Annotated in this window: 18 protein-coding genes, 1 tRNA gene and 1 pseudogene; 7 read left to right on the top strand and 13 right to left on the bottom strand. The window is 47.1% G+C overall.

Features of this window, described 5'->3' with window-relative positions:
* Window positions 1-38: 38 nt before the first annotated feature.
* The 3 genes and pseudogenes from BN102_RS11290 to BN102_RS06960 form a co-directional block, all read right to left on the bottom strand.
* Window positions 39-650: pseudogene (locus tag BN102_RS11290) on the bottom strand (3-keto-disaccharide hydrolase); the annotation flags it as partial.
* Window positions 651-1,406: 756 nt separating this feature from the next.
* Complete coding sequence (locus BN102_RS06965) at window positions 1,407-2,342, bottom strand: NAD(P)H-dependent flavin oxidoreductase (RefSeq protein WP_035455748.1); 936 nt, start codon at window positions 2,340-2,342, stop codon at window positions 1,407-1,409.
* A gap of 682 nt (window positions 2,343-3,024) precedes the next feature.
* A tRNA-Pro gene (locus BN102_RS06960) sits at window positions 3,025-3,100 on the bottom strand.
* Between the two features lie 294 nt (window positions 3,101-3,394).
* Between BN102_RS06960 and BN102_RS06955 the strand changes: the two genes are divergently transcribed.
* The gene (locus BN102_RS06955) at window positions 3,395-3,739 is read left to right on the top strand and encodes a hypothetical protein (RefSeq protein WP_019208401.1); all 345 of its coding nucleotides are present in this window, start codon (window positions 3,395-3,397) and stop codon (window positions 3,737-3,739) included.
* Window positions 3,740-3,756: 17 nt separating this feature from the next.
* Here the strand turns inward: BN102_RS06955 and aroB are convergent, their stop codons facing one another.
* On the bottom strand, window positions 3,757-4,815 hold the full coding sequence (aroB, locus tag BN102_RS06950) for a 3-dehydroquinate synthase (protein WP_019208400.1): 1,059 nt from the start codon (window positions 4,813-4,815) through the stop codon (window positions 3,757-3,759).
* A 137-nt stretch (window positions 4,816-4,952) separates the two neighbouring features.
* On the opposite strand from aroB, the gene BN102_RS06945 reads away from it, so the two are divergent.
* A complete protein-coding gene (locus tag BN102_RS06945; protein ID WP_019208399.1) occupies window positions 4,953-5,363 on the top strand; it encodes a hypothetical protein in 411 nt (136 codons plus the stop codon).
* Window positions 5,364-5,436: 73 nt separating this feature from the next.
* Window positions 5,437-8,340 (top strand): TonB-dependent receptor, encoded by a 2,904-nt coding sequence (locus tag BN102_RS06940; RefSeq protein WP_019208398.1) that lies wholly within the window; start codon window positions 5,437-5,439, stop codon window positions 8,338-8,340.
* Window positions 8,341-8,605: 265 nt separating this feature from the next.
* Here BN102_RS06940 and BN102_RS06935 read toward each other — a convergent pair whose 3' ends face one another.
* Both BN102_RS06935 and alaS read right to left on the bottom strand, forming a co-directional pair.
* Window positions 8,606-9,793, bottom strand: coding sequence for a hypothetical protein (locus BN102_RS06935; RefSeq protein WP_019208397.1), 1,188 nt, complete (start codon window positions 9,791-9,793; stop codon window positions 8,606-8,608).
* Between the two features lie 91 nt (window positions 9,794-9,884).
* The gene (gene alaS / locus BN102_RS06930) at window positions 9,885-12,503 is read right to left on the bottom strand and encodes an alanine--tRNA ligase (protein WP_019208396.1); all 2,619 of its coding nucleotides are present in this window, start codon (window positions 12,501-12,503) and stop codon (window positions 9,885-9,887) included.
* A 128-nt stretch (window positions 12,504-12,631) separates the two neighbouring features.
* Between alaS and BN102_RS06925 the strand changes: the two genes are divergently transcribed.
* Window positions 12,632-13,600, top strand: coding sequence for a M23 family metallopeptidase (locus BN102_RS06925; protein WP_019208394.1), 969 nt, complete (start codon window positions 12,632-12,634; stop codon window positions 13,598-13,600).
* A gap of 13 nt (window positions 13,601-13,613) precedes the next feature.
* Entirely contained in the window at window positions 13,614-13,964 is a 351-nt protein-coding gene (locus tag BN102_RS06920) for a MerR family transcriptional regulator (RefSeq protein ID WP_019208393.1), read from the top strand.
* Here BN102_RS06920 and BN102_RS06915 read toward each other — a convergent pair whose 3' ends face one another.
* The 5 genes from BN102_RS06915 to BN102_RS06895 all read right to left on the bottom strand — a co-directional run bounded on the left by BN102_RS06915 (window position 13,965) and on the right by BN102_RS06895 (window position 20,086).
* On the bottom strand, window positions 13,965-16,247 hold the full coding sequence (locus BN102_RS06915) for a RelA/SpoT family protein (RefSeq protein WP_019208392.1): 2,283 nt from the start codon (window positions 16,245-16,247) through the stop codon (window positions 13,965-13,967).
* Window positions 16,248-16,329: 82 nt separating this feature from the next.
* On the bottom strand, window positions 16,330-17,607 hold the full coding sequence (locus BN102_RS06910; RefSeq protein ID WP_019208391.1) for a lytic transglycosylase domain-containing protein: 1,278 nt from the start codon (window positions 17,605-17,607) through the stop codon (window positions 16,330-16,332).
* Between the two features lie 9 nt (window positions 17,608-17,616).
* Window positions 17,617-18,429: a DUF5683 domain-containing protein gene (locus BN102_RS06905; RefSeq protein WP_019208390.1), complete on the bottom strand. Its 813-nt coding sequence runs from the start codon at window positions 18,427-18,429 to the stop codon at window positions 17,617-17,619.
* A 3-nt stretch (window positions 18,430-18,432) separates the two neighbouring features.
* Entirely contained in the window at window positions 18,433-19,317 is an 885-nt protein-coding gene (locus tag BN102_RS06900; RefSeq protein WP_019208389.1) for a ParB/RepB/Spo0J family partition protein, read from the bottom strand.
* A gap of 1 nt (window position 19,318) precedes the next feature.
* Window positions 19,319-20,086 (bottom strand): ParA family protein, encoded by a 768-nt coding sequence (locus BN102_RS06895; protein WP_019208388.1) that lies wholly within the window; start codon window positions 20,084-20,086, stop codon window positions 19,319-19,321.
* Between the two features lie 252 nt (window positions 20,087-20,338).
* Here BN102_RS06895 and surE point away from each other — a divergent pair, with 252 nt between their 5' ends.
* Window positions 20,339-21,106, top strand: a complete 768-nt coding sequence (gene surE / locus BN102_RS06890; protein WP_019208387.1) for a 5'/3'-nucleotidase SurE — start codon at window positions 20,339-20,341, stop codon at window positions 21,104-21,106.
* Window positions 21,106-22,254, top strand: a complete 1,149-nt coding sequence (gene lpxB / locus BN102_RS06885; RefSeq protein WP_019208386.1) for a lipid-A-disaccharide synthase — start codon at window positions 21,106-21,108, stop codon at window positions 22,252-22,254. Before surE ends, lpxB begins: the two co-directional genes overlap by 1 nt.
* On the opposite strand, the gene BN102_RS06880 is transcribed toward lpxB, so the two are convergent.
* Together BN102_RS06880 and ftsH are read right to left on the bottom strand one after the other, a co-directional pair.
* Window positions 22,234-23,073 (bottom strand): phosphatidate cytidylyltransferase, encoded by an 840-nt coding sequence (locus tag BN102_RS06880; RefSeq protein WP_021311256.1) that lies wholly within the window; start codon window positions 23,071-23,073, stop codon window positions 22,234-22,236. The genes lpxB and BN102_RS06880 overlap by 21 nt on opposite strands.
* Window positions 23,063-25,060, bottom strand: a complete 1,998-nt coding sequence (ftsH, locus tag BN102_RS06875) for an ATP-dependent zinc metalloprotease FtsH (RefSeq protein WP_019208384.1) — start codon at window positions 25,058-25,060, stop codon at window positions 23,063-23,065. The genes BN102_RS06880 and ftsH overlap by 11 nt, the downstream gene beginning before the upstream one ends.
* Window positions 25,061-25,066 lie beyond the last annotated feature (6 nt).

Raw genomic sequence — 25,066 nt, 5'->3', positions numbered from 1 at the left:
CGGCTGTCTTGCCTTTTTTCTTCTGGGGATTGCTGTTATAGTTCCTTTACGTAGATATTTTTGAAATAAACTTTGCTACCGTGTGCCTGAAGTTCTATCTGTTCCTTCGGGAAAATCGGCGACTTACGGTCCCAGAAATTTTCTAAGGGTACGTTGTCAACTACCAGTACGCCGTTGAGATAAACGGTTACCTTGTCGCCGATCATCTTGATGTAGAAGCTGTTCCATTCGTTCAACTTATTGTCGGCCACTTTCAATGGGGTGCTCCTGTTCTTTTGGTTATTGTAGAGTCCGCCGGAACCGACCTGAGCGCCGGCATTGATCCGTGTAACATCCCAGATCTGCACTTGAGGCGTTCCGCGAAGATAGATGCCTGCGTCCGGTTCGCTGCCGTGAGAGTCGAGTTTCCAGTCTACGTACATTTCGAAATCGCCGTATTGCTTGACGGTACAAAGGTTATCAAATCCTTTGCCGATATAGGTCAGCGATCCGTCTTCCACCGTCCAGTCGTTTCGCATGGCTTCGTCCGCTTTGATTTGTTTCTGCGTAGATTCTTTTTTCGTCATCTTCGCTCGCTGGATCGGATTTTCCACCAGGCCTTTCCAACCGGTCAGGTCTTTTCCGTTGAAGATGGCGACATAACCTTTCTCTTTAGTCGAAACTCTTTTCAAATAATGCTGTATTTCTTGTTTAGCCTGCTTGTCATTCAGGATCTTCTGGGCCTGCTTCAAATAATTTCGCGTGTTGACGCCGTTATATTCCTCGTGGTTGAGCGCGATGTCTTTGACTGCTTCGGCAGCGGTCTGTTTCAACATTTCGTCGTTCATGTATTTGGCGATATATACCATCGCCTGGAAGGTACCTGTTTGGCCGATGCTTTTCAATAAGTCTCTCTTTCTCTCCGTCGAAGAGGTTTTCTCTATTTGTTCTTTCAAGCGAATCAACCGATTTTCCGGCGTTTGGGAGATCTTAGCCTTTTCTTCGGCGTATTTCTTTGTGGTAATGATCACTACGCCGTTTTCGGCTTCTTTTCCGTAATGAGTCATCGGGGTATCTTCTTTTAATAGTTGTACCGATTCGATAGAGCCGAGCATCAGTTTTCCCACAGTTGCCTGATCGACCAGGACGTCGTCGATTAAGTAAAGCGGTTCTTTCCCTTCGGGGGTATACTGATGAAGTACTTTCGAAATGCAGATCGTCGTGTCCGAAGCGGCCGTTGCATCCGTTTCATTAACAGTCATAGCGATCGTCGTCGAGCAACCTATCAGAGGCAGTGCGAGCAGAGTTTTTAGTTTTAGCATACTTGTTTTCATTTATTTTGATTTAAAAAGTTTGTTAAAGATAAGGAATATGTTTCGATGGAAAAAGCGTTTGGATCTGAATTTTCTTGAAAAGAAAAAGGTGGATCACAATTTGAGTCGGGTTGCCTCATAATCGCTTATCAGTTCCCAGATGATTCGGGCTACGGGCTTGATTTCGCGAATGGCCGATGCGATTTGTCCGATTTCCAATTCTCCCGTTTCCACCTCTCCTTCGAATATTCCTCGTTTGGAAGAGGCTTTTCCGAGTATCTTGCGTAACTCGTCTGCATCGGCTCCGCGGTCTTCGGCTGCCGCAATTTTTTCGTAGAGCGCATTCTTGATAAGGCGGGTAGGCGAGATCTTTTTTAAGGCTAACATCGTGTCGCCTTCATTCAGCATGATACAACGCCGTTTGAAGGCTTCGGAGGCGGAGCTTTCTTCGCTCAGCGCAAACAAAGTGCCTATCTGTACCCCTTCCGCTCCCAATGCTTTCGCGGCTAACATGGCTTTGCCCGAGCCGATGCCTCCCGCTGCAATCAAGGGCAGGGAAGTAGCTTCGCGTACTTGAGGAATCAGCGTCATGGTGGTCGTTTCTTCGCGACCGTTATGTCCGCCGGCTTCAAAGCCTTCGGCCACAACGGCATCTACTCCCGCCTCTTCACACTTACGGGCGAACTTGCTGCTCGATACCACATGTATTACTTTCATACCTGCTTCGTGGAAGCGATCCGTATATTTTTTTGGATTTCCGGCCGAGGTAAATACGATTTTTACGTCTCTCTCGATCACCAAATCCACCAGCCTATCGATTTCCGGATACATCAACGGGATATTGATTCCCCACGGCTTGTCGGTCGCAACCTTTATTTTGTCGATATGTTCCATTAGCGTTTCGGGATGCATGCTCCCTGAACCGATCAGTCCTAACCCTCCGGCATTACTTACGGCCGAAGCCAATCGCCAGCCACTGCACCAAACCATTCCTCCGGCTATAATCGGATATTTTATTTCGAAAAGCTCTGTTATTCTATTTGCTTCCATTATATTGTTGTTCTTTTTCCTGTCGCCACGGTTCATGAGACTAATAAATCATTGCAAACTTACATAAAAATCTTCGTTTTTTGTGCCGGTGTAATAAAAAATCAAGCCCTGTGGACTTGTAATACTTGTTCCGCCACCATCCGAGATTGCATTCATTCAGGTTGGCACTGCCTATCCGAATGCTTCCGTTCAATGGCACATAGAGAATCCCAGAAGTAGTTTGATAAGTGTGGTTTTTCTGCTTCCGCTTGTCCAATACAAAGTTAATTAATGGTGGGAGCCTTCGGTCTCTCTTTTCTTTTTTTGTATTGCTGTCGTTACTCTTTACACTTTCTCGAATCCCACTTCGTCATATTTTTCTCTTCTGTGTAGCGCCGCAGCGCTACACAGAAGAGAGGCTCAAAGCATTGCGTTTCTATTTGGATCCTTCATTTTTTCTTTATAAGACAAATGAAGGTTCGGATATGATGTTAAGAGTTGCTTATTCCTTTGCAGATAATTAGTAATCGAATATTACAGTTATTTACAATATTTTTATGCGGTAATTCCATGACAGGGGCACCGCTTTTATTTTATCGCTACGAGAAAGTTATTGTTGAGATTTACCGGTATTGCCTATCATACCGTAATAGTAATACGTAAAAAGGAGCTAAGCCGATCGCCTAACTCCCCTATGCACCGGTCGGGGTGACTGGATTCGAACCAGCGACCACACGCCCCCCAGACGCGTACTCTAAACCGGGCTGAGCTACACCCCGAAAAATGTGAGGACAAAGATAGTTTTTATTTTTCTATTAGAAAAGAAAATGCCTATAATTTTCTTTGCCTTTGATTTTATCTTTCCATATTTTCGCTGTAAAAGTGGCATGAGAAGAGTTTGTAACTTGTTTAGTATTTAATGCTAATTGTGATGAAAATGAAAGGTTTTAATAGAGAAAGATTTGCTCGACTTGCCGATTCTTTACCTGAGTAGATACGTCATTGATAATAAAGCGGAATACTACAAGTAGATACAAGATGTCCGCGAGACGGTGATTACCTGAGAAGAGAGCATGAAATTGATAACATATCCTAAATATCAAGAAGATAGGACTGGCAGTTTAGTGATCAAAGAGGCAAAACTGAGCCCGACAGAAACAAAGATTACCTTTAAAAGTATTGACTCTTCGAAAGAGAATGTAAGAATTCAACACACGGCATCTTTGATAGCCGGTGATGAAAAGTATGCGATTCAAAGAGTTGAAGGAATTTCGACAGCTGATTTTGAACCTTTTTCGGATGTGACAAATATGGAATTTTCTCTCTATTTTGAACCTCTTCCTCTAATTGTGGAGGAGTTTGACTTTAAAGAAGGGTGTAATGATTGGCAGATTCTTGGAGTAAGCTTGGAGCCATAATTTTTAAGAAGCAATCATTAAAACCCGGCATCCCTGAAGAAATCAAATACCGAACATATTTCTTCTTGAGTGGCGGGTTGGTTGATATGGATTTCGCCAATCTCGCCTAATAAGGTAAAATAGATGATACCGTCCGTGTTTTTCTTGTCGTGCGTAATCAATTCGTATAAGCGGTCGTATTGCTTACAATCAATGTTGTAAATGCCGTAGTGCTCTTTGATGAATTGGACGGTCTGTACTAACTTATCTTTCGGAAAACCCCATTTCAAGAATGAAAAATAAAGTTCGCAGATCAGGCCGAACGCTACGGCATAACCGTGGAGCAGCGGATGATGGGTTTCCATCGACAGACTCTCGAACGCATGCCCGATGGTATGGCCGAAGTTCAACGCTTTCCGGATACCGTATTCGTACGGATCTTCTTCCACGATTGCTTCTTTTATACGAACAGATTCCGCAATCAGGTGCTGTAACTTTCTGAAATCAGGTTCGTGCCAATCGAAGTTCAGCAATGCTGCCCAATGTTTCGTATTGCTGATAAGTCCGTGCTTTAACATTTCGGCATAGCCGGAAAGCAGGTTGGGCATGTCCAATGTCTGCAAGAAGTCGGCATCCACGATAACGCTTTCGGCCATATTGAATACGCCGATTTCGTTTTTCAGTCCGTTGAAATTGATGCCGGTTTTTCCTCCTACCGAAGCGTCTACCATGGCGAGTAAAGTGGTGGGGATGTTGATGAATGTGATACCGCGTTTGAAGGTAGAGGCTGCAAAGCCTCCCAAGTCGGTAACCATGCCGCCTCCTAAGTTGATGAGTAGCGACTTGCGTGTCCCCATCAGCTCGCCCAAGGCGTTCCACACTGATTGCAGAGAGGTGATGTTTTTGTTCAAATCGCCCGAAGGAATTGTAATGAAGTTGGCCTCTTGCAGACAAGGGAAATCTTTTATCCGCGACGCACAAGCTTTTAATGTACTTTCATCCGTGAGGATGAAGAGTTTGTCGTAAGGCCGACGGTGGAGTGCGTTTGTCAGATCGTTCTCTATATCCTGCGTGAAGATGATTTTCTGTTTTTGCATAAATCTTATATTTGGCCGTAAAATTAAGGAAAAATATAAAATAATACATCGCTTTTACGAGTAAATGCTGTATGTTTGTATCTAATTGAAGATAAAAGATCGTCCGACTTTTTTAACACGATTAAATCATTGAGAAAATGAATGGAATTTTACCTCCCTTTTGCCGAATTTTAGGATATGGACTCCTTATCCTGTCCGTATTCGTTCCTGTCGTGATGTTTATGGCAGGCGCCATCCATGACAGCAATCTGCTGTTGACGAAAACCGCTATAAAGTTGTTCGTCTGGTTCTCCCTCTTTATGATATTCTTCGCCCGCATGAAGAAAGAAAACGAGTCGACGGCGCGGATACGCCTGAAAGCGGTATATTATGCTATTTATCTGTTAGGCGTTTACTACATCGTGGCATTGATCAGAAGTTTGTACCAAGGGCATGCAGAGAGCGCCGACAATTCCATTGCAATCATTTATATGGCTTTTAACGTCGCATGTTTTGAATTTTTTATGCAAAAACAGCGTGTCGATAAATTGTTTAAGAATAAAAAATAATTATTGAATTAAACTTTTTCATTATTTCTTTATCAAAGAGGAGTTATTCGTATAATCAGCTAACAAAGAATTAATGAAAAAAATATTTTTTACGTTGCTGTTGTCGATGATCGTAACGATTTTACTCGCACAATCCGGTAATCAGGTGACAATGGTAGGAAAGATTGTAGATAAGGATTCGCAGGAGCCCGTTATTCTGGCCACGGTACAACTACTTTCTCCTAAAGACAGTGCGATGGTGAATGGAAATGTAACCAATGCGGACGGGAATTTTGTCCTTCGTGCCAAGCCGGGGAAGTATATCTTAAAGGTTTCTTTCGTCGGTTACGTTCCACAATATAAACATTATTCCTTATCTTCCGACCGGTCGCAAGTAAGTGTCGGAACCATCACTTTAGCAGCCGATGCCGTTATGTTGGGTGAAACCGTAGTCACTGCTGAAGCGCCGATGGTTTCCGTTTCGAAGGATACGATGTTGTATAACTCTTCGGCGTATCGTACTCCGAAGGGGGCTATGTTGGAAGAATTGGTAAAGAAATTGCCCGGTGCGGAGGTTGATGACGACGGTAATGTAAAAATCAATGGGAAGGAAGTTAAAAAAATCATGGTCGACGGCAAAGAGTTCTTCGGCGGTGATGTGAAGACGGGCTTGAAGAATCTGCCTGTCGATATGGTGGAGCGGATAAAGGCTTATGATAAGAAGTCGGATTTAGCCCGTATCACCGGTATCGATGACGGGGAGGAGGAAACCGTACTCGATTTGAGTGTGAAGAGAGGTATGAATAAAGGTTTGTTCGGAAATGCGGATGTGGCGATCGGTAATCAAGATCGCTATGCTGCTCGCAGTATGATAAACTATTTTAAAGATCGAACGCAGTACTCGATTGTCGGGTCGTCCAATAATGTCAATGATGCCGGATTCTCGGGAGGCGGCCCCCGTTGGTTTCGACCGAACGGACTGAATGCCCAAAAGATGCTTGGAGCGAACTTTGCAACCGAAACGGAGAAGTTGGAGTGGGGAGGTAGTGCCCGCTACAATTATAGTGATCAGGACGCTATTGCTCGCGGTTATTCAGAACGTTTCCTTCATCAAGGAAGTTCTTATTCGAATATGAATTCAAATATCAGGAATAAACAGCATTCGTTCAACCTCGACTTCCGTATGGAATGGAAACCGGACAGCATGACCAACATCATCTTCCGTCCGAACCTGAGTTACAATACCTCGAAGAACAATAGGGCAAGCGAATCGGGGACATTTGCTGACGATCCGTTCGCGACAGTTGCCAATCCGAACGATTATTTGGATTTCGACGTCATCAGTGAGACCGATCCATTGAAAAATATTCGCGTCAATGCCTCGAATGACTTGTCGTATATCCAAACGACAGACTTTGCGGTCAATGCGACGCTGCAATTGAATCGTAAGTTAGGGACAAAAGGACGGAATATCACGTTCCGGGGGCGATTCGGATACGGTGATACGGACAACGATTCGTATACGGATGCTGAAACTCGTTATTATCAGTTTAATTATCATCCGGACTCGACCAATTATCGTCGCAGACATATTACCAGTCCGACACGTAATTATACCTATGCGGGACAGTTGGCCTATAGCGAACCTGTGGGCAGAGGGATCTATTTCCAGTTCAGTTACGAATGGCAGTATCGCCGTAGTACGAATGACCGTTCGACTTATAATTTGGATGGTTTCGGATGGCGTTTGGGGGAACCGTTGCCGGCGAACTATACGGACGGTTTTGACCCAAACTTAAGTAAAGAAGCTACGTATGACTATTTCAACCATAACGTAACAGTCGGTTTTCGTATGATGCGTAGCAAATACCAGTTGGATGCAGGGTTTTCCTTCCAGCCTCAAAATACAAAACTCTCTTATGCTCGTGGAAATTACCTGACGGATACGTTGCGACATGTCTTCAATTTTGCACCTAATCTGCGTTACCGTTATAAATTTTCCAACATGAGTCGATTGGAAATCACCTATCGCGGACGAAGCAATCAGCCGGGCATGGAAAGGCTTTTGCCTATTGTCGACGATTCCAATCCCTTGAATATCAGCGTGGGTAATCCAGGTTTAAAACCCTCGTTCTCGCATAATGTCCGCGCTTTTTTCAATACGTACGATGCCGAGAGACAAAGGGGTATGATCGCGCATCTCATGTTCAATGCCACGCAGAATGCTATCAGTAACAGTACGCGATATAGTGCAGAAACCGGCGGCAGAATCACTACGCCGAAGAATATAAACGGAAACTGGAATATATTTGGCATGTACGGCTTCAATTCGGCCTTGAAAAATAAGAAATTCAACATTCATTCTTTCTCTCGTGCGAACTATGCCCATAATGTTGCTTACTTGTTTAATGACACCGACCGAATGGATGATCGGAATAAAACTACTCATTGGGTTCTTGCCGAAAATTTGAATGGCTCTTATCGCGACAAATGGCTCGAGCTGACATTGACTGGCACGATGGAGTACAATTGGGAACGGAGCGTGTTGCGTCCGGAAAATAATCAGGAGCCGTATACTTATTCTTACGGTGTCAGTACGAATGTTACCTTACCTTGGAGCATGACACTTTCTACCAATCTGGTCAATCAATGCCGCCGAGGATACAGGGATTCCAGTATGAATCGCGACGAACTGATTTGGAACGTCCAGATCGCCCAAAGCATGTTTAAGGGAGCCGCTACCTTGAGCTTTGAGTTGTACGATATCTTGCATAACCAGAGCAATATTTCCCGTCAGTTGACAGCGGAAATCCGTTCTGTCAACGAGTATAACAGTATCAACAACTATTGCATGGTACACTTTATTTATAAGTTTAATCTGTTCGGCAGCAAGGAAGTTCGTGATCGAATGGGAACGGAGCCGGAAGAATTTAGACGGCGGCGCACTCCTGACGGAGGTCAGGGAAGAGGTTTCGACCATCCCGGTAGAAGTTTCTAACCTTGTAAGGAAAATTACTCATTGAGTAAACAAAAAACGTATGTGGTTTTTTCCGTTATTTGGATTTCGAAGATCAACCAAAGACGAAGCCCGTTTACAATGAGTTAAAAGATAGTCATTGATTTCGAAGAACTTTTCGCCAAGTACCACGACTTACGACGGTTTTTCGCCCGTTTAACGGCGAATTTTCTCTCGTTGACCGTCTCCGAATAGGTTCCGGAACATCATCGTTGACGTTATAGGATGTCACCGAACTTTTGCCGCCTTACTCCATCACGAGATATGTCGCATACGACGTGTATTCGTCGACCGGAGTCAAAGGCAAGTACCCTTTCCTGATACGGCCGTGCTCCGTCAAAAACGGATGTTCCTCTTGCAACCGGTGATGAGCGCTCAGAGCCTCTCCCCGATGCGGATAATGCTCCACGTAGAGGTAGCCTGTGGAACGGTCCGCGAGATAACGGTCGAATAGTATACGAGAAAGGATTCCCATATTCATGCGCAGATTGAGCTCCACGCAGGGGTGCAACAATTTTCCGCTGATGAACATGTCTATGCCGAGGTAACCTTGATAAATACCACCGATCGTGCGGGACAACTCTTTTTCCAGCTTCTCTTTCACGAAAAGTAGGACCGGTGCGGGGACGAACTTAGTCAGTCGGTTTTCCGTCGCCTTGTCCGAGGCTAATACATTCCGCTTGTATGCCCCGTTGTCGTCCGTCTCGAAAAGCGAATAGCCTGTGAAGCGGACGTTCCCGTCAGCTTCCGATTGGAATTCCATTGCGAAGTCGAGTGTTTTCATATAACAGGGTTCGGCGATGAGGACATGTTGAGTGCGTATGATATGTTCGGCCCAACTCCTTATCGGTACGTTCCACGATGCTGGTGAGACAAATTGAACGCCCCTTCCGCTCCCCGACCAGGGAGCTTTCAGTACGGACTTTTCGTGCGAGAAGACAAAACGTGTCGCTTCTTCCGCACTATGAAGAACGGTGGCTGCACCGGTCAGGAATGGATGGCCTTCGAAGTGACTCAACAAGTGGACGGCAGTCTCCCGACTCGACAATTGCCGAATAAGATCCATCTGTGTTCGAGACGGAAAAAGGTGGGCGGGCAAGCCTCTTTTCGCCAACCGATGGCATAGCGAATGATTCCACCCCCACGGCCTTACCGCATTGCAATCGGAAGGAATCCCGGTTACGAACGAAACGCCTAAGTTGACAGGGCAGTACTTTTCGAACAATTCGATTCGCCATTCCGAGTCCACCTGCACAAAGCTCCCCCGGTCGGCATACCAAGCTGGCAAGAAAGACAGATCATCTGCCATTTTCCCGATGCTGCGACGCATCATGAAGTGCGGCTTTCCGTAAGCCAAAGCCATGTCATTTTCCGGATTGAACAGGTAAATCGGTTTCATCGATACAAAGTTGACGGAGTTGGTGCTCTTTTTCATCGAGAGAGGTCTTTTTGACTGTCGTATCGGCTAAAAAAGGGTATGTCAAAATAAAAGCTTCTCTTCTGAGTGGCAAAGGCGTTTCAACAGTTTACAGATTCGCTAATGCCAGCACTTTGTCGATGGCCATGCTTAAACCGTCCGCCAGCTTGCCGCCGGCCGTGGCGAAGTGCGGCTGCCCGCCTCCGCCACCTTGTATTAGCGTAGCAGCCTCTCGAACCAATCGACCAGCGTCCAATCCGCCCTTTACCAAGTCCTCGCTGATCATGACCGTCAGTGTGGGACGTTCATTTTCGATACTGCCGATCACGACGAATAGATCGGAGGCGATTTCACCTTTTAGCTGGAAAGCGATGTCCTTGGCCACGGCAGGCGGGACGGGCAAAATGGTGCTGATTACTTTTACTCCGTTTTTCTCGACAGCATTGGCCAGGAGTTTGGCCTTGACGAGCGCCGTCTTTTCTTTGAGGAAGTCTTCCACTTGCTTTTTCAGTTCGGCGTTCTCTTCAATGTGTTTTTTGATGGCGCTTTGCAGATCCGGTGCATGGTTGAACAAGGTTCTCACGCCGTTCAGCACGTCCTGTATCGTATTCATCCATTCTTCTACCTTTTCGCCCGTGATGGCTTCGATTCGGCGGACTCCCGCAGCGACGGAACTTTCGCTGGCGATACGCGCCATTCCTATTTTCCCTGTGGCCGTGACGTGCGTGCCACCGCAGAATTCGACGGAGGGCCCAAATTTAACCACCCGGACCTCATCGCCGTATTTTTCCCCGAAGAGGGCGATCGCTCCCAGTCGCTTCGCCTCGTCGATGGGCATGTGGCGATGCTCCTCCAGTGGGATGTCGTCCCGGATTAGGGCATTGACGATGTGTTCGACTTCGCGCAGTTGTTCATCGGTTACCTTTTGGAAATGGGAGAAGTCGAAACGCAGTCCTTCCGATGTTACTAATGAGCCCTTCTGCTCCACATGGTTGCCCAATACACTGCGCAGGGCAAAGTCGAACAGGTGCGTACAGGAATGGTTCGCCGCACAGGCCGCCCGTTTCTTTTCGTCCACGCAGGCGACGAACGTCGCCGCTATGTGTGCGGGCAGTTTTTGGGTGAGGTGAATGGGCAAGTCGTTTTCTTTTTTTGTATCGATGATTTCGATCGTTTCGTCGGCGTTTTTCAACACGCCTGTATCGCCCACTTGTCCGCCGCTTTCCGCATAGAAAGGCGTCTCTTTCAGGACAATTTGGTAGAAGGTTTGTTTCTTTTGCACTACTTCACGGTACCGGAGGATGCTCGTCTCGCATTCGGTGGTGTCGTAACCGACGAAATTCGTTTCCCCCTCCCGCACAATTACCCAGTCGCCCGTTTCGATGGTGGCGGCATGGCGAGCGCGCTGTTTCTGTTTTTGCATTTCCGCATCGAATGCACTTTCGTCGACTGTCATGCCATTTTCCCGAAGGATGAGTTCCGTTAGGTCTAAGGGGAAACCGAAAGTATCGTACAGCGTAAAAGCGTCTGTACCGCTGATTTCCCGTTTGCCGACGGCTCGGGTTTCGGTCATCATCTTTTCCAACAGGCGGATGCCGGTGTCCAAGGTGCGGAGGAAGGCTTCTTCCTCTTCTTCGATGACTTTCTCTATCAGCCGTTCCTGCTTTTTCAACTCCGGATATGCTCCCCCCATGTCTGCGATTAGGACGGGGACGAGCTTATACAGAAATGCCTGCTTCTGGTTGAGGAATGTATAGGCATAGCGGACGGCGCGGCGCAAAATGCGACGAATGACGTAGCCAGCCTTGGCATTCCCCGGCAACTGCCCGTCGGCGATGGAGAAAGCGATGGTGCGGATGTGGTCGGCCACGACCCGCATGGCGATATCCGTTTTTTCGCCGTCGCCGTATCTTTTCCCCGACAGTGCTCCGATCGCCCTGAGCATCGGCTGAAAAAGGTCGGTATCATAGTTGGAATGTTTGCCTTGCAGCATGCGAACCAAGCGTTCGAAGCCCATCCCCGTATCGATGACATGCATCGGAAGCGGTTCGAGCGATCCGTCGGCCTTCCGGTTGAATTGCATGAACACAATGTTCCATATCTCGATGACTTGCGGATCATCTTTGTTCACCTTTTCCCGGCCGGGGACCTGTGCCTTTTCTGCCGGTGTGCGAGAGTCGACATGGATTTCGGAACACGGTCCGCAGGGGCCCGTGTCTCCCATCTCCCAGAAATTATCGTGTTTGTTCCCATCGATGATGTGATCGGCGGGAAGGTGCTTGCTCCAATAGCGTGCCGCCTCCTCATCGCGTGGAATATTTTCGGAGGGGGAGCCTTCGAAAACGGTAACGTAGAGATCGTTCGGATCTACGTGCAACACCTCCACCAAATATTCCCAGGCGAAGTCGATCGCACCTTCTTTAAAATAGTCACCGAAGCTCCAGTTTCCTAACATCTCGAACATGGTATGGTGGTACGTATCGTGACCCACTTCTTCCAAGTCGTTGTGTTTGCCGCTCACGCGCAAGCATTTTTGCGAGTCCGCCACTCTTTTATACTTGGCGGGGTGATTGCCCAGAATAATATCTTTCCACTGGTTCATGCCGGCGTTCGTAAACATTAGGGTCGGGTCGTCCTTTACGACCATTGGGGCCGAAGGAACGATCTGATGTCCCTTGGAACGATAAAAATTTTTAAATGATTCTCTGATTTCGTTAGCTGTCATCATTTCGCTATCTGTCTGTAGTTAATATTCCGAAAAATGATTTTGCAAAGATAATCGGTTTTATTATTTTTGTCGTTAAGATTGATGAAATTCTTCGAGTACACACTGGTTAACGACAAAAATGAACGCTGATGCGAAAGGTCTATTACATATATAATCCGCAAACACGGACTTTCGATCGCATTTATCCTACTATTCGGCAGCGGGCGCTGAGTTATGCCCGCCGATTATTCGTAGGCATGGGGTTGGGGGCCGGTTTCTTTTTATTGTTGTTGCTCATTTTCGGCTCTCCGTCAGAGAAAGAACTTCGAATAGAAAATGCGAGACTGTTGGCGCAGTATCATGTCTTGTCGCATCGCTTGGACGAATCGTTGGAGATCATGCAGGATGTTCAGCAACGAGATGATAACCTGTACCGGATGATGTTGATGGCTGAACCGGTGTCGGAAGCCGTTCGCCGAGCCGGTTATGGGGGGACCAACAGGTATGAACAGCTGTTGGATATGGCGAATTCGGAACTGGTGATCCATACCACCATGAAGATGGATATGCTTAACCGCCAACTGTATATTCAATCCAAGTCGTTCGACGAAGTGATGGAATTGTGTAAGAACCACGACGAGATGTTGAAGTGCATCCCCGCTATTCAGCCCGTATCGAATAAGGACTTGAAGATGACGGCCTCCGGCTACGGAATGCGGATAGATCCTGTCTATCAAACGCAAAAGTTCCATGCCGGGATGGACTTCTCCGCTCATATCGGCACGCCGGTATATGCTACGGGGAACGGACACGTGATAGGCGCCGGGAGAAAGAGCGGATACGGCAATTTAGTGCAGATCGATCACGGATTTGGATACGTGACGTGGTACGCTCATCTGAGCGCAATCAAAGTGCGGGTTGGACAGCAGGTATTGCGCGGACAGATCATCGGGCAGGTGGGGAATACGGGGAAAAGTACGGGACCTCATCTGCATTATGAAGTGCGTGCGAAAGGTAAAATCGTGAATCCCGTCAATTACTATTTCATGGATTTGAATGCAGACGATTACGATAAGATGATTCAAATAGCGGCGAATCACGGAAAGGTGTTCGATTAAGGAAAGAGGTCATATGGTATTGAATCTTGATAAGGATTTGAAGAGATATTACGCTATCGGCGAGGTCGCCGATATGTTGAAAGTGAACGAGTCGCTGTTGCGGTACTGGGAAAAGGAATTCCCGACGATGATATCGCCTAAAAAAGCCGGAGGGAATGTTCGGCAGTACCGAAGGGAAGATATAGAAAACATCCGCTTGATTTATCACTTGGTGAAAGAATGCGGCATGACTCTCGAAGGCGCTCGCAAACGGTTGAAAACGAATAGGGAGGCTACCGCCCGGACAGCCGAAATCGTCGACCGATTGAAAAATATAAAGGTGGAGCTGGAATCGATGAGAAGAGAGTTGGACTATCTCACCTGATCAGGTCGGAACGGCATCGAACTGATCGATGCGGGTGACGGTCTTTATTTCCGCAATCTTTTTTAGCGTAGATAGGATGATTTTTACATCGTTGACATCGTGGACGAACAATTCGATGCGTCCTTCGAAAATTCCGTCGTTCGTGTGGATGGTCAGCCGATGGATGTTTACGTTCAACCGATCGGAAATGAGTTGGGTGACTCTGTTGAGCACACCGATCCGATCGATTCCTTTGATGTATAGGAATACCGAGAAATAGACCGACTTTCCGGGTTCCCAATTTACCGCCAAGAGCCGGTTGCCGTAGCCGCTTTTCAGCTTGGTCGCCACGGGGCATTGCCGCTTATGGATAACGATGTGATTCTTATCGTCGATAAAACCGAGTACATCGTCGCCGGGAATCGGTTTGCAACAGTTTGCGATGATATAATTCTTCTGGATATCGTCGTCTTCGGTGAGCGTGATGATTTGCTTGTTGTCGATCTTGGAGACGGTTGCTTCTGCTTTCTCCTCTTCAACTTTTTTCCCATTCTTATTCGATTTGTTGCCGAAGGCGAAAGTGATGTATTTTTTCCAGTTCTTCCCCGACGATTTTTCTTTTAATTCATTTTTGTCGTTCTCGCCAAGTACAATGTCTTTTCTGCCAATGGCGGCAAAAAGTTCTTCCGGCGTATCCAATCGATGGAAATCGCACAACTTCTTAATGTTGGTTGAGGTGTTTTCTATTTCGGTTTCGTCGAAGAATTCCTGAAGCATCTCTTCGCCGTCTTGTTGCGCGCTTCTTTGTTCTCTTCGCAGGATCGCCAGTATCTTCGACTTGGCTTTGGCTGTGGTGGCGAAGTTGATCCACGAGGGTTGCACGTGCTGCGAATTGGAGGTAAGAATCTCCACTTGGTCGCCGCTCTTGAGTTTATAGCTCATGGGTACCAGCTTGTGGTTTACCTTGGCCCCAATACAGTGACTTCCTAAAAAGGTATGGATGGAAAAAGCGAAATCTAAGGCCGTACAATTCTGTGGCATGGTTTTCAGTTCGCCTTTAGGAGTGAATACGAAAATTTCCGAAGCGAACAGATTGAGCTTGATGGTATCTAAAAAGTCCATGGCGTCAGGTTGCGGATCGTCCAAGATTTCTTTAATGGTATGCAGCCATTTGTCTAATTCTCCCTGATCTTCTGTATAGCCGCCTTCCTTGTATTTCCAGTGTGCGGCGAATCCTTGTTCGGCTACGTCGTTCATCCTTTCGCTGCGAATCTGGACTTCTATCCATTGCCCCTTATTGCTCATCAGGGTGACATGTAAAGCCTGATATCCGTTCGATTTGGGATGACTTACCCAGTCGCGTAACCTGTCGGGGTGCGGCTTGTATATTTTGGTAATATTGACGTAGATATTGAAACATTCGTTGATCTCCTCTTCGATATCCTTGGGCGTGAAGATGATGCGGACGGCTAAGATATCGTAAATTTCTTCAAAGCTGACATGTTTGGTCTGCATCTTGTTCCAGATGGAGTAGGGAGTTTTGATGCGGGCGACGATGCGGTATTTGATACCTATTTTATCCAATTGTTCCCTGATGGGAGCGGTAAAGTTGTCGAACAGTTTCTCGCGTTCGGCTTGGGTTTCTTTCAGTTTATGCTGAATTTCCTTGTATGTTTCGGGATGCTCATACCTGAAGCTCAAGTCTTCCAGTTCCGTTTTTATTTTGTTGAGGCCTAAGCGGTTTGCGAGCGGTGCATAGATGTAGAGCGTTTCTCCCGCAATTTTATATTGCTTGCTCGGGAGCATGGAGCCCAAGGTACGCATGTTGTGCAGACGGTCGGCCATCTTGATGAGAATGACCCGAATATCGTCGCTCATGGTGAGCAGTAATTTCTTGAAGTTCTCAGTTTGGGCGGAGACGCGGTCTCCGAAGATGCCTCCGGAAATTTTTGTCAATCCGTCGACAATCTGTGCGATCTTGGGGCCGAAGAGGTTTTCGATATCTTCTACCGTATAATCTGTATCTTCGACCACATCGTGGAGTAGGGCCGAACAGATGGAAGTCGAGCCTAAGCCTATTTCTGTACACACGATTTTGGCCACGGCGATAGGATGCATGATATACGGTTCACCCGAGCGACGGCGTACGCCTTTGTGGGCTTGCTTGGCGAAGCTGAACGCTTTTGTAATGATTTCTGTTCTTTTCCGATGCTTGGTAGCCAGATAGGCATTTAACAGTTCTTGGAAGGCGTCGTTTATCATCTTGTCTTCCAGCTGTTCCTGTATTTTCGCTTCCGAGGGCATTTCCTTATTCTCTAATGATCGTTGCAAAAGTAAAGAAAAAACGGGTGGGTGCAAGCGCTTTCCCTCCTTATTCTTTTAAGAATTATTTTACTCTGATAGACTTGCCTGCGACGATGTTGTTCCCTTTGATGCCGTTCAGCTTGCGCAATTGTGCGACGGTAGTACGGTATTTATCGGCAATCCCGCCCAGGGTGTCACCTTTGCGGACTTTATAATATTGGGCATCCGGGTTGGAAGCAGATCTATCTTTGTTCCTTCCTCTTTTGCTTTGTTCCTGAACGGCGACGGTTTGTCGTTTGCTTAAATATTTGTCTGCTTGATAGGCCGCGATGCTGTCTTGTTTTTCTATGAAGCAGCTGGTGAAGGTGTTAGGCAGTCGCAATGCGCACCATTCGCTCTTGCCCGGAATAATGTCTCGGCGATATTGCGGGTTCAGGCCTCTGAGTTCGTCGATGTCGATATGGCAGATTTCCGCGATTTGGCGTAAGTGAATGTCTCTGTCGACCATGATGGTATCGGTGGAGGTAGGCAATTCCGCTTCCATCGGACAGATACCGTGTTCGCAGTAATAAGTCATGATGTAGTTCGCGGCAATGAAGGCCGGCACATAGCCCCTGGTCTCTTTGGGGAGGTACGGATAGAGTTCCCAATAATCGGTCGCTCCTCCCGAACGTTTGATGGCTTTGTTGATGGTTCCGGGCCCGGCATTATATGCGGCTAAAACCAGATTCCAATCTTGGTAGATATCATAGAGGTCTTTCAGGTAACGCGCTGCGGCCCAAGTCGATTTTATGGGATCTTGTCGTTCGTCCAATAAACTGTTCGTCTTTAAGTCGTAGAGTTTGCCTGTGGATAACATGAATTGCCACAAACCTGCGGCTCCCTGTCTGGAAATGGCGTTCGGATTCAATGCCGATTCGATGATGGGAAGGTATTTCAGCTCGAGAGGCAGGTTGTACAGATCCAAAACTTCTTCGAACATCGGGATATAAAAGTTGGTGGCTGCCAACAGATAGGATACTTTCGTTCTTAGCGAGATAGCGTATAAGTCGATGAATTTCCTGACGGCTTCGTTGAACGGCATTTCGATGACGGACGGGATGCGGGAGAGGCGATCGATCAGGATAGAATCGTCGACCGTCGGGTTGGTCGATGTCGTCTTACAGCTTTCGTCGGCATTCACATAGTTTTTCAGTTGCCAATTCAAGAGTTTGGTATCCAGATCTTTTTGCAGACTTTCCGGGATATCGATGATTTCTTCTTTTCCCGTTGTTTGAGAATGGACTGTAATGGTGGTGTTTTGAGCTTGGACGCTCCGTGCGACCGATAAGGCGAACAGTACGAATAGAAGTTGTTTCATGGTAAATCTCTAAAATTTAATGCTACATTGCAAACCGATGCTGTGCGAGGTATTGCCGTAGCTGTGATTGATTAAAGTCGGTTCTATCTTCAATCCTAAATCATGGGATATGTCGAAGTCGGATAATTCTGCGTCCACATACGCATCGATGATGGATAGGACGTAAACGCCGATGAAAGCGAAAATGCTCAAATCCCGTTGCCGGCGAAAGATATCTTTCTTTTTCTTGAAACGTTCTTGAAATTGTGCTTCCTGCCCGGTGATGTCGTAATTAGGAGGTAAAAAATTTTCATAGCTTCTGGTATTGGGGTCGTCGTCCATGATGTCGATGTAGGCTTGTTTGTAATCTTTATACATATTATTGCACCAATGTAAAGCATAAGCGCAGCCTACGAAGCCCCCGTAGAAAATGGGCAATTTCCAGTATTTGCGATTGTAGATTTGTCCTCCTCCGGGAAATACTATCGCTGTCCAGGTTGCCTTTTTAGCATCGGGGATAAAGCGTTTTTTCAGAGATGAGGAGGCCGCGTTGTTGTAGAGAGAATCCCGTTGTCGGCTCAATAGGGTGGTATTTGCAGGAGCGGAGAGCTTTTCTGTGGTAGCCAGCTTGGTCTGGGTAATGCTATCGGTCATATGATCGGGAGCGATCACATCCATTTTCATCGTGTCGGCTGCGTTCGGTCGGATAGCGAGCGTGTCATTTTGAGGAGTTTGCGTGCGCCGTATGCGTGCGTTTTGAGCATATATGTTCGTATTGTCCAATCCGAATAGGGTCAGAAAGAGTATTGCTATAAGTTGAAATATGGAATTATATCTTTCCAAGTCTTATTTCTTTTTCAAGGTATCGAAAATTTCGACGATCCGTTCCAAATCTTCCTCATTGTCAAACGGAATGCTGATCTTTCCTTTTCCTTTTGAACTATAGGACAATCTGACTTTTGAGCCGAAGAAACCAGAGAGCTGTTTTTGCAAAAGTAGATATTCTTCCGTCAGCTTTGTTTTTTTCAGCATATTGTTCTGTTTTTCTTTTCTACCTTGAGAAAGCATTTTTACAATCTCTTCGACTTTCCGGACGGAGTACCCTTGCTCCTGTATTTCCTTGAAGATTCGGATTTGTTGTTTCGGATTATCCAACGCCAGTAATGCTCTCGCGTGTCCCATGTCTATCAGCCGGTTTTTCAAGGCGACCTGAATTTGCGCGGGGAGTTTTAGTAAGCGCAAGTAATTGGCTATGGTCGTACGATTTTTTCCCACGCGTTCGCTCAGTCGTTCTTGAGTGAGTTCATACTGTTCCAGTAGGTGCTGGTAGGCTAATGCAATCTCAAGCGAGTTCAGATCTTCCCGTTGAATGTTCTCGATGAGTGCCATTTCCATGACGTTTTCGTCGTCTGCGGTCCGAATGTAAGCTGGAATCGTTTTCAATCCTGCCTGGATGGAAGCGCGGTAGCGACGTTCACCGGCGATAATCTGATATGAGTTTTCATTCAACTGCCGTAACGTAATCGGCTGGATGATGCCGATTTCAACGATCGAGTCGGCCAATTCCTGGAGCCCCACCGGGTCGAACTCCCGTCGCGGTTGGTTCGGATTGACGGATATTTTGCTTAATTCTATCTCATTGATGGAAGAAGACCCCGACGTCTTTACTTCGTCGGTAGAAATAAGTGCGTCCAAACCGCGTCCTAAAGCGAATTTCTTCTGTACTACCATATTATCTCCTGTTTCGTTCTATGAGTTCTTTTGCCAAAGTCAGATAATTTCTCGCTCCGGTAGAATCGGCATCGTACAATATCGCGGGGATGCCATGACTCGGAGCTTCGCTCAGCTTTACGTTCCGTTGGATGATGGTTTTGAATACCAATTCCTGAAAATGTCGTTTCACTTCGTCGTATATTTGATTGGCCAAGCGCAATCGAGAATCGAACATGGTCAAGAGGAATCCTTCGATCTGCAAGGACGGGTTTAGTTTCGATTTAATAATCTTGATCGTATTCAGTAATTTGCTGATGCCTTCCAAGGCGAAGTATTCGCATTGAACGGGGATTATGACGGAATCCGCGGCAGTCAACGAATTGATTGTGATCAACCCCAAGGAGGGAGAACAGTCGATGAGTATATAATCGTAGTCTTTAATCATCGGGGCGATGACCTTTTTCATGATCTTTTCCCGGTGATCCAAGTTCAACATTTCTATTTCTGCCCCCACCAAGTCGATATGCGAGGGAACGATGTCCAATCCGTCGATGTCTGTGGTATAGATCGCTTCGTGAATAGCTACGTGATTGATAAGGCATTCGTAAATGGAAGTTTCTACTTCCTTGATATTTACGCCTAAACCGGAAGACGCATTCGCCTGAGGGTCTGCATCGACGACCAATACTTTCTTTTCCAATGTGGCTAATGATGCAGCCAGGTTGATGGTAGTGGTTGTTTTACCCACACCTCCTTTCTGATTGGCTAAAGCAATAACTTTTCCCATACTGATCTGTTTTTAATACATCGCGAAATAATGAATAATCATTAAATCTACCTTAAAAACGGGCAAGACATTACCCGAACTGTTGATAACTCTTCCGTTTTGTTAATAACTCGTTAGGCTGCAAAGATATATAATTCCATTGAATTGGACGGACTTTTTCCTCGCCCGTTGAATAACATTAAGTTAATTTTCTTTTATTCCCTACGTTTATGCGGAATGTTGTCGTATCTTTGTCCGCAAATAAAGTGGGATATGAATAGAGAGAAACCCTTATTGCTGATTTCGAATGATGATGGGATTGCTGCCAAAGGGCTGAATGAATTGATTCGTACATTGAAGGGGATAGGCGAGATGCTGGTGATGGCGCCGGAAAGTCCCCGTTCCGGTTATTCGATGTGTTTTACTACCGAGAACGCCATTCATTACGAGACGATTCGCCAGGAAGAGGACTTGACTGTCTGCAAATGCAATGGTACGCCGACTGATTGTACGAAGTTAGGACTGTATGTCTTAGCTCCGAGAGTACCGGATCTGGTTATCGGCGGGATCAATCACGGTGATAACTCGGCTGTCAATGTGCATTATTCGGGAACGATGGGAGTTGTGAAGGAAGGGTGTTTGAAAGGTATTCCCTCAGTGGCTTACTCCTTGTGCAATCATCACCTCGATGCCGATTTTACCCCTACGCTTCCGTATGTGAGAACTATCACGGAGAAGGTCTTGCAACACGGTTTGCCGAGGGGAATCTGTTTAAATATAAATTTCCCGGATATTCCTTATTATAAGGGCGTCAAAATCTGTCGCCAGACCGACGGCGATTGGATTAAAGAGTTCGTGCCGTGCGTTCATCCTTATCGCGATCATTATTTCTGGGTGACGGGCGAATATATAAACTTCGAACCGGATGCGGAAAATACGGATCATTGGGCGATGGATCACGGTTATGTCGCCGTTACGCCTACTTCTATCGATGTGACGGCTTATCACTTTATGGAAGAGTTAAAAGACTGGCATCTTTAATGAAGTACTATTTGGTAGTAGGAGAAGCGTCGGGCGATTTACATGCCTCGAATTTGATGCGGGCATTGAAGGAGGAAGATACGGAAGCTGAATTCCGTTTCTTCGGAGGAGATTTGATGTCGGCTGTCGGAGGCACGAAGGTGAAGCATTATAACGAATTGGCTTATATGGGTTTTATCCCCGTACTGACACATCTGCCGACCATTTTTCGCTATATGGATCTGTGCGAGCGAGATATCCTCGCTTGGCGACCGAATGTCGTGATCTTGGTAGATTATCCCGGATTTAACTTGAGAATCGCTGCTTATCTAAAGAAACATTCGTCCGTTCCCGTCTATTATTATATCTCTCCCAAGATATGGGCGTGGAAAGAATATCGCATAAAGTATATAAAGCGCGACGTGGACGAACTTTTCTCTATTTTGCCTTTTGAGGTCGATTTCTATGATAAACATCAGTACCCTATTCATTATGTAGGGAACCCTTGCGTGGATGCGGTCGACGAATTCAAACGATGCCGGGCCGAATCCTTCGATTCGTTTATAATGCATAACGGATTCTCGGATAAACCGATCATCGCTTTGCTGCCGGGCAGCCGAAGACAGGAAATAAGAGACAATCTTCCCCTGATGCTCGAAGCGGCCTCTTCGTTCGAGGAGGATTACCAGCTGATCGTGGCCGGGGCGCCCGGTATCGACGAAAGTTTTTATCGGGACTGCACCGAGGGGGCTGCCTCTTTACGGCTTGTCCATTGTCAGACTTACGGATTGCTTCAACAGGCGGCGGCGGCTTTGGTCACTTCCGGTACGGCTACATTGGAAACCTGCCTGTTTCGCGTCCCGCAAGCGGTTTGTTATTACACGCCTGTCGGAAAGGTGATCGCTTGGCTGAGGCGGCATATCCTGAAAGTCCCCTATATTTCATTGGTAAATCTGATTGCTGGCAAAGAAGTGGTGGCGGAGTTAGTTGCCGATAAGATGCGCGTAGCGAATATCCGTTCGGAATTGAAGTCCATACTCTATGACACGACATATCGGCGCACGATGTTGGAGGAATACGATCGGATTATCTGTCTTATCGGTGAACCGGGAGCTTCGCGAAGGGCTGCCCGGCAGATGATAGCCTGTTTAAAAAGCAATTGCCCATAAATAGAGTAAAACGGCGGGCACGGCAAGCAGCATACTGTCGAATCGATCGAGCATTCCTCCGTGTCCGGGAAGGATGGCGCCGGAGTCTTTTATTCCCCAATGCCGTTTCATCAGTGATTCACAGAGGTCGCCCCATGTTCCGAATACGATGACGGTCAATGCAAATCCTATCCATTTGCCCATGCTCAGCGCCGGATAGAAATGAGCTATGACGGCTGCGGCGACGAGGCAAAAAATCGCTCCTCCGAGGGAGCCTTCCCACGACTTTTTGGGCGAGATTCGTTCAAACAGTCGGTGTTTCCCGAAAGTCACGCCGATGGTGTAGGCGCCGGTGTCGTTCGCCCAAATGAATAAGAACAGCGCTAAAGGAAGTACGGGATAGTACGTCGACATACCGCCAGCGTCGTCCGTGCGGAAAGCCAAGACGTTGAGTAGGGAAAAGGGGAGGGCTACATAGATCTGACTTAGAACGCTGTACGCCCAATTGCCGACGGGATTGGCTCTCTTCCCGTAAAGTTCGGAGACGGTGATTCCTATCAGAATAATCAGGTAGGGGATCAAGAGGCCGTTTACGTACGGAGTCATTTCATGCAAGAAGAAACTGAGAAACAAGACCCCTCCTCCCATGACACACAAGCCGGTATTGGTTCGGATCTCTTTCTCATATCGATTGACCAGTCGGCAGAATTCGTAGACCGACAGCAAGGTGATAAGGAAGAACAGCGCACCGAACGAAACGGCTCCGCCCATGATGCAGCCGACCGTCGCGGCCACGAAAAGAATGCCGGTCGTCGTCCGTCGTACTAAATCACTTCTCATGGGTGTGCTTCTCTTGGTCTTCTAAGGTCGTCTTTGCTTCGACGGCTTTCTTGGGGGCGTTTTCTTCCTCCGATAGAATTTCTTCCGTACGGGATACCCATGGTCGTTTTCCGAAGATTTTCTCTACGTCGTCAGCCATGATGACTTCCCGTTCGATTAAGACTTGCGCCAATCGGTCATGTCCTTCTTGGTGTTCGGAAAGGATTTGTTTCGCCCGGGCGTATTGGCTGTTGATCATCCGTTGCACTTCTTCGTCTATGAGCTCTGCCGTTTTGTTGCTGTATGGTTTCTGGAAAGAGTAGTCTTCGTTGCTGCTGTAATAGCAGAGATTCGGCATTTTCTCGCTCATTCCCGCATAAGCGATCATGCCGTAGGCCTGTTTCGTAACTCTTTCCAAATCGTTCATCGCTCCGGTTGAGATATGTCCGATAAACAATTCTTCCGCTGCGCGACCGCCTAATAAGGCGCACATTTCGTCGAGCATTTGCTCTTTGGTGGTGATCTGCCGTTCTTCGGGCAAGTACCAGGCGGCTCCCAAAGCTCTGCCTCTGGGAACGATCGTAACTTTTATCAACGGATTGGCATGTTCGAGGAACCAGGAGAGCGTGGCATGACCGGCTTCATGAATGGCGATGGAACGCTTCTCGTCTGCGGTCATTATTTTCGTCTTTTTTTCCAAGCCTCCTACGATACGGTCGATCGCATCGTAAAAATCCTGTTTTCCGATAGCGCTCTTGCTGTGACGCGCCGCAATCAAGGCTGCTTCGTTGCATACGTTGGCGATGTCGGCGCCGCTGAATCCGGGTGTCTGACGGGCTAACAGGTCGATGTCTACGGTATGGTCCATTTTTAAGGGGCGCATGTGCACTTTAAATACTTGCACGCGTTCGTTCAAATCCGGCAGATCGACGTGGATTTGGCGATCGAATCGTCCGGCGCGGAGTAAAGCTTTGTCCAACATGTCGACCCGGTTGGTTGCTGCTAAAATGATCACGCCCGAATTCGACTGGAATCCGTCCATTTCGGTCAGCAATTGGTTCAGCGTGTTCTCCCGTTCATCGTTTCCTCCCATGTTCGGATTTCGTCCTCTGGCCCGGCCTACGGCGTCGATTTCGTCGATGAAGATGATGCAGGGGGCTTTCTCTTTCGCTTGGCGAAACAAATCGCGCACGCGCGATGCTCCCACGCCTACGAACATTTCCACAAAGTCGGAACCGGACATCGAGAAGAAGGGAACGTTGGCTTCGCCGGCCACAGCCTTGGCCAAGAGGGTCTTTCCGGTTCCCGGGGGGCCGATCAGCAATGCTCCCTTGGGAATCTTGCCTCCCAATTCCGTATATTTCTGCGGACTTTTGAGGAATTCTACGATCTCCTGCACCTCTTGTTTGGCTTCAGCCTGCCCGGCTACGTCCTTGAAAGTGACACGATCTTTTTCATTGACATTTTCGTAGACTTGCGCCTTGCTTTTGCCTACGGTGAAGGGATTCGCGCCTCCAGTGCCTCCCGCACCGCCGCTCATGCGCCGCATGAGCCAGATCCATACGAGTACGAGCAAGAGCAGAGGAACCGTATTCCACAAAATAACGTTCCAGTAGCCGCTTTTCTTTTCGTATTTGACGGAACCGTCGAATTGGCCGTCTTTCTGAGCTTGGGTGATGAATTCGTCCAAAGCGCTCATCGAGCCCACTTCCACATGCACGGCCGGGTTGCGCCCTACCCGTTTATAATCTTCTTTGAATACTTTCTGGACGTATTCGGGCTTTACGAACATATCGAGGCTATTGTCGTTATAGGCAACGATCTTGTCGGCATATCCGTTTTGAACCATTTCTTTAAACTCCGAATAAGTTACTTCCTTCGAGGTACCGCTATTGTTGTTTGCGAACCAGAGGATGAAAAAACTTACGGCAATGATGATGTACAGCCAGTTCAGATTGAACTTCGGCATATTCATTTTGGGTTTGTTGTTGATATTGTTGACTGGCATCTTTAT

It is taken from the genome of Phocaeicola abscessus CCUG 55929 (assembly GCF_000312445.1).
Taxonomy (GTDB): Bacteria; Bacteroidota; Bacteroidia; order Bacteroidales; family Bacteroidaceae; genus Phocaeicola; species Phocaeicola abscessus.
This window is presented reverse-complemented; position numbering and strand designations above follow the sequence as displayed.

Coding starts and splice junctions, on each gene's coding strand:
- BN102_RS06900 (WP_019208389.1), bottom strand. CDS start 19,317: ATGGTAGTACAGAAGAAATTCGCTTTAGGACGCGGTTTGGACGCACTT.
- ftsH (WP_019208384.1), bottom strand. CDS start 25,060: ATGCCAGTCAACAATATCAACAACAAACCCAAAATGAATATGCCGAAG.
- BN102_RS06920 (WP_019208393.1), top strand. CDS start 13,614: ATGGTATTGAATCTTGATAAGGATTTGAAGAGATATTACGCTATCGGC.
- BN102_RS06895 (WP_019208388.1), bottom strand. CDS start 20,086: ATGGGAAAAGTTATTGCTTTAGCCAATCAGAAAGGAGGTGTGGGTAAA.
- BN102_RS06915 (WP_019208392.1), bottom strand. CDS start 16,247: ATGCCCTCGGAAGCGAAAATACAGGAACAGCTGGAAGACAAGATGATA.
- BN102_RS06945 (WP_019208399.1), top strand. CDS start 4,953: ATGAATGGAATTTTACCTCCCTTTTGCCGAATTTTAGGATATGGACTC.
- BN102_RS06940 (WP_019208398.1), top strand. CDS start 5,437: ATGAAAAAAATATTTTTTACGTTGCTGTTGTCGATGATCGTAACGATT.
- alaS (WP_019208396.1), bottom strand. CDS start 12,503: ATGATGACAGCTAACGAAATCAGAGAATCATTTAAAAATTTTTATCGT.
- BN102_RS06880 (WP_021311256.1), bottom strand. CDS start 23,073: ATGAGAAGTGATTTAGTACGACGGACGACGACCGGCATTCTTTTCGTG.
- aroB (WP_019208400.1), bottom strand. CDS start 4,815: ATGCAAAAACAGAAAATCATCTTCACGCAGGATATAGAGAACGATCTG.
- lpxB (WP_019208386.1), top strand. CDS start 21,106: ATGAAGTACTATTTGGTAGTAGGAGAAGCGTCGGGCGATTTACATGCC.
- surE (WP_019208387.1), top strand. CDS start 20,339: ATGAATAGAGAGAAACCCTTATTGCTGATTTCGAATGATGATGGGATT.
- BN102_RS06910 (WP_019208391.1), bottom strand. CDS start 17,607: ATGAAACAACTTCTATTCGTACTGTTCGCCTTATCGGTCGCACGGAGC.
- BN102_RS06935 (WP_019208397.1), bottom strand. CDS start 9,793: ATGAAAAAGAGCACCAACTCCGTCAACTTTGTATCGATGAAACCGATT.
- BN102_RS06965 (WP_035455748.1), bottom strand. CDS start 2,342: ATGGAAGCAAATAGAATAACAGAGCTTTTCGAAATAAAATATCCGATT.
- BN102_RS06955 (WP_019208401.1), top strand. CDS start 3,395: ATGAAATTGATAACATATCCTAAATATCAAGAAGATAGGACTGGCAGT.
- BN102_RS06925 (WP_019208394.1), top strand. CDS start 12,632: ATGCGAAAGGTCTATTACATATATAATCCGCAAACACGGACTTTCGAT.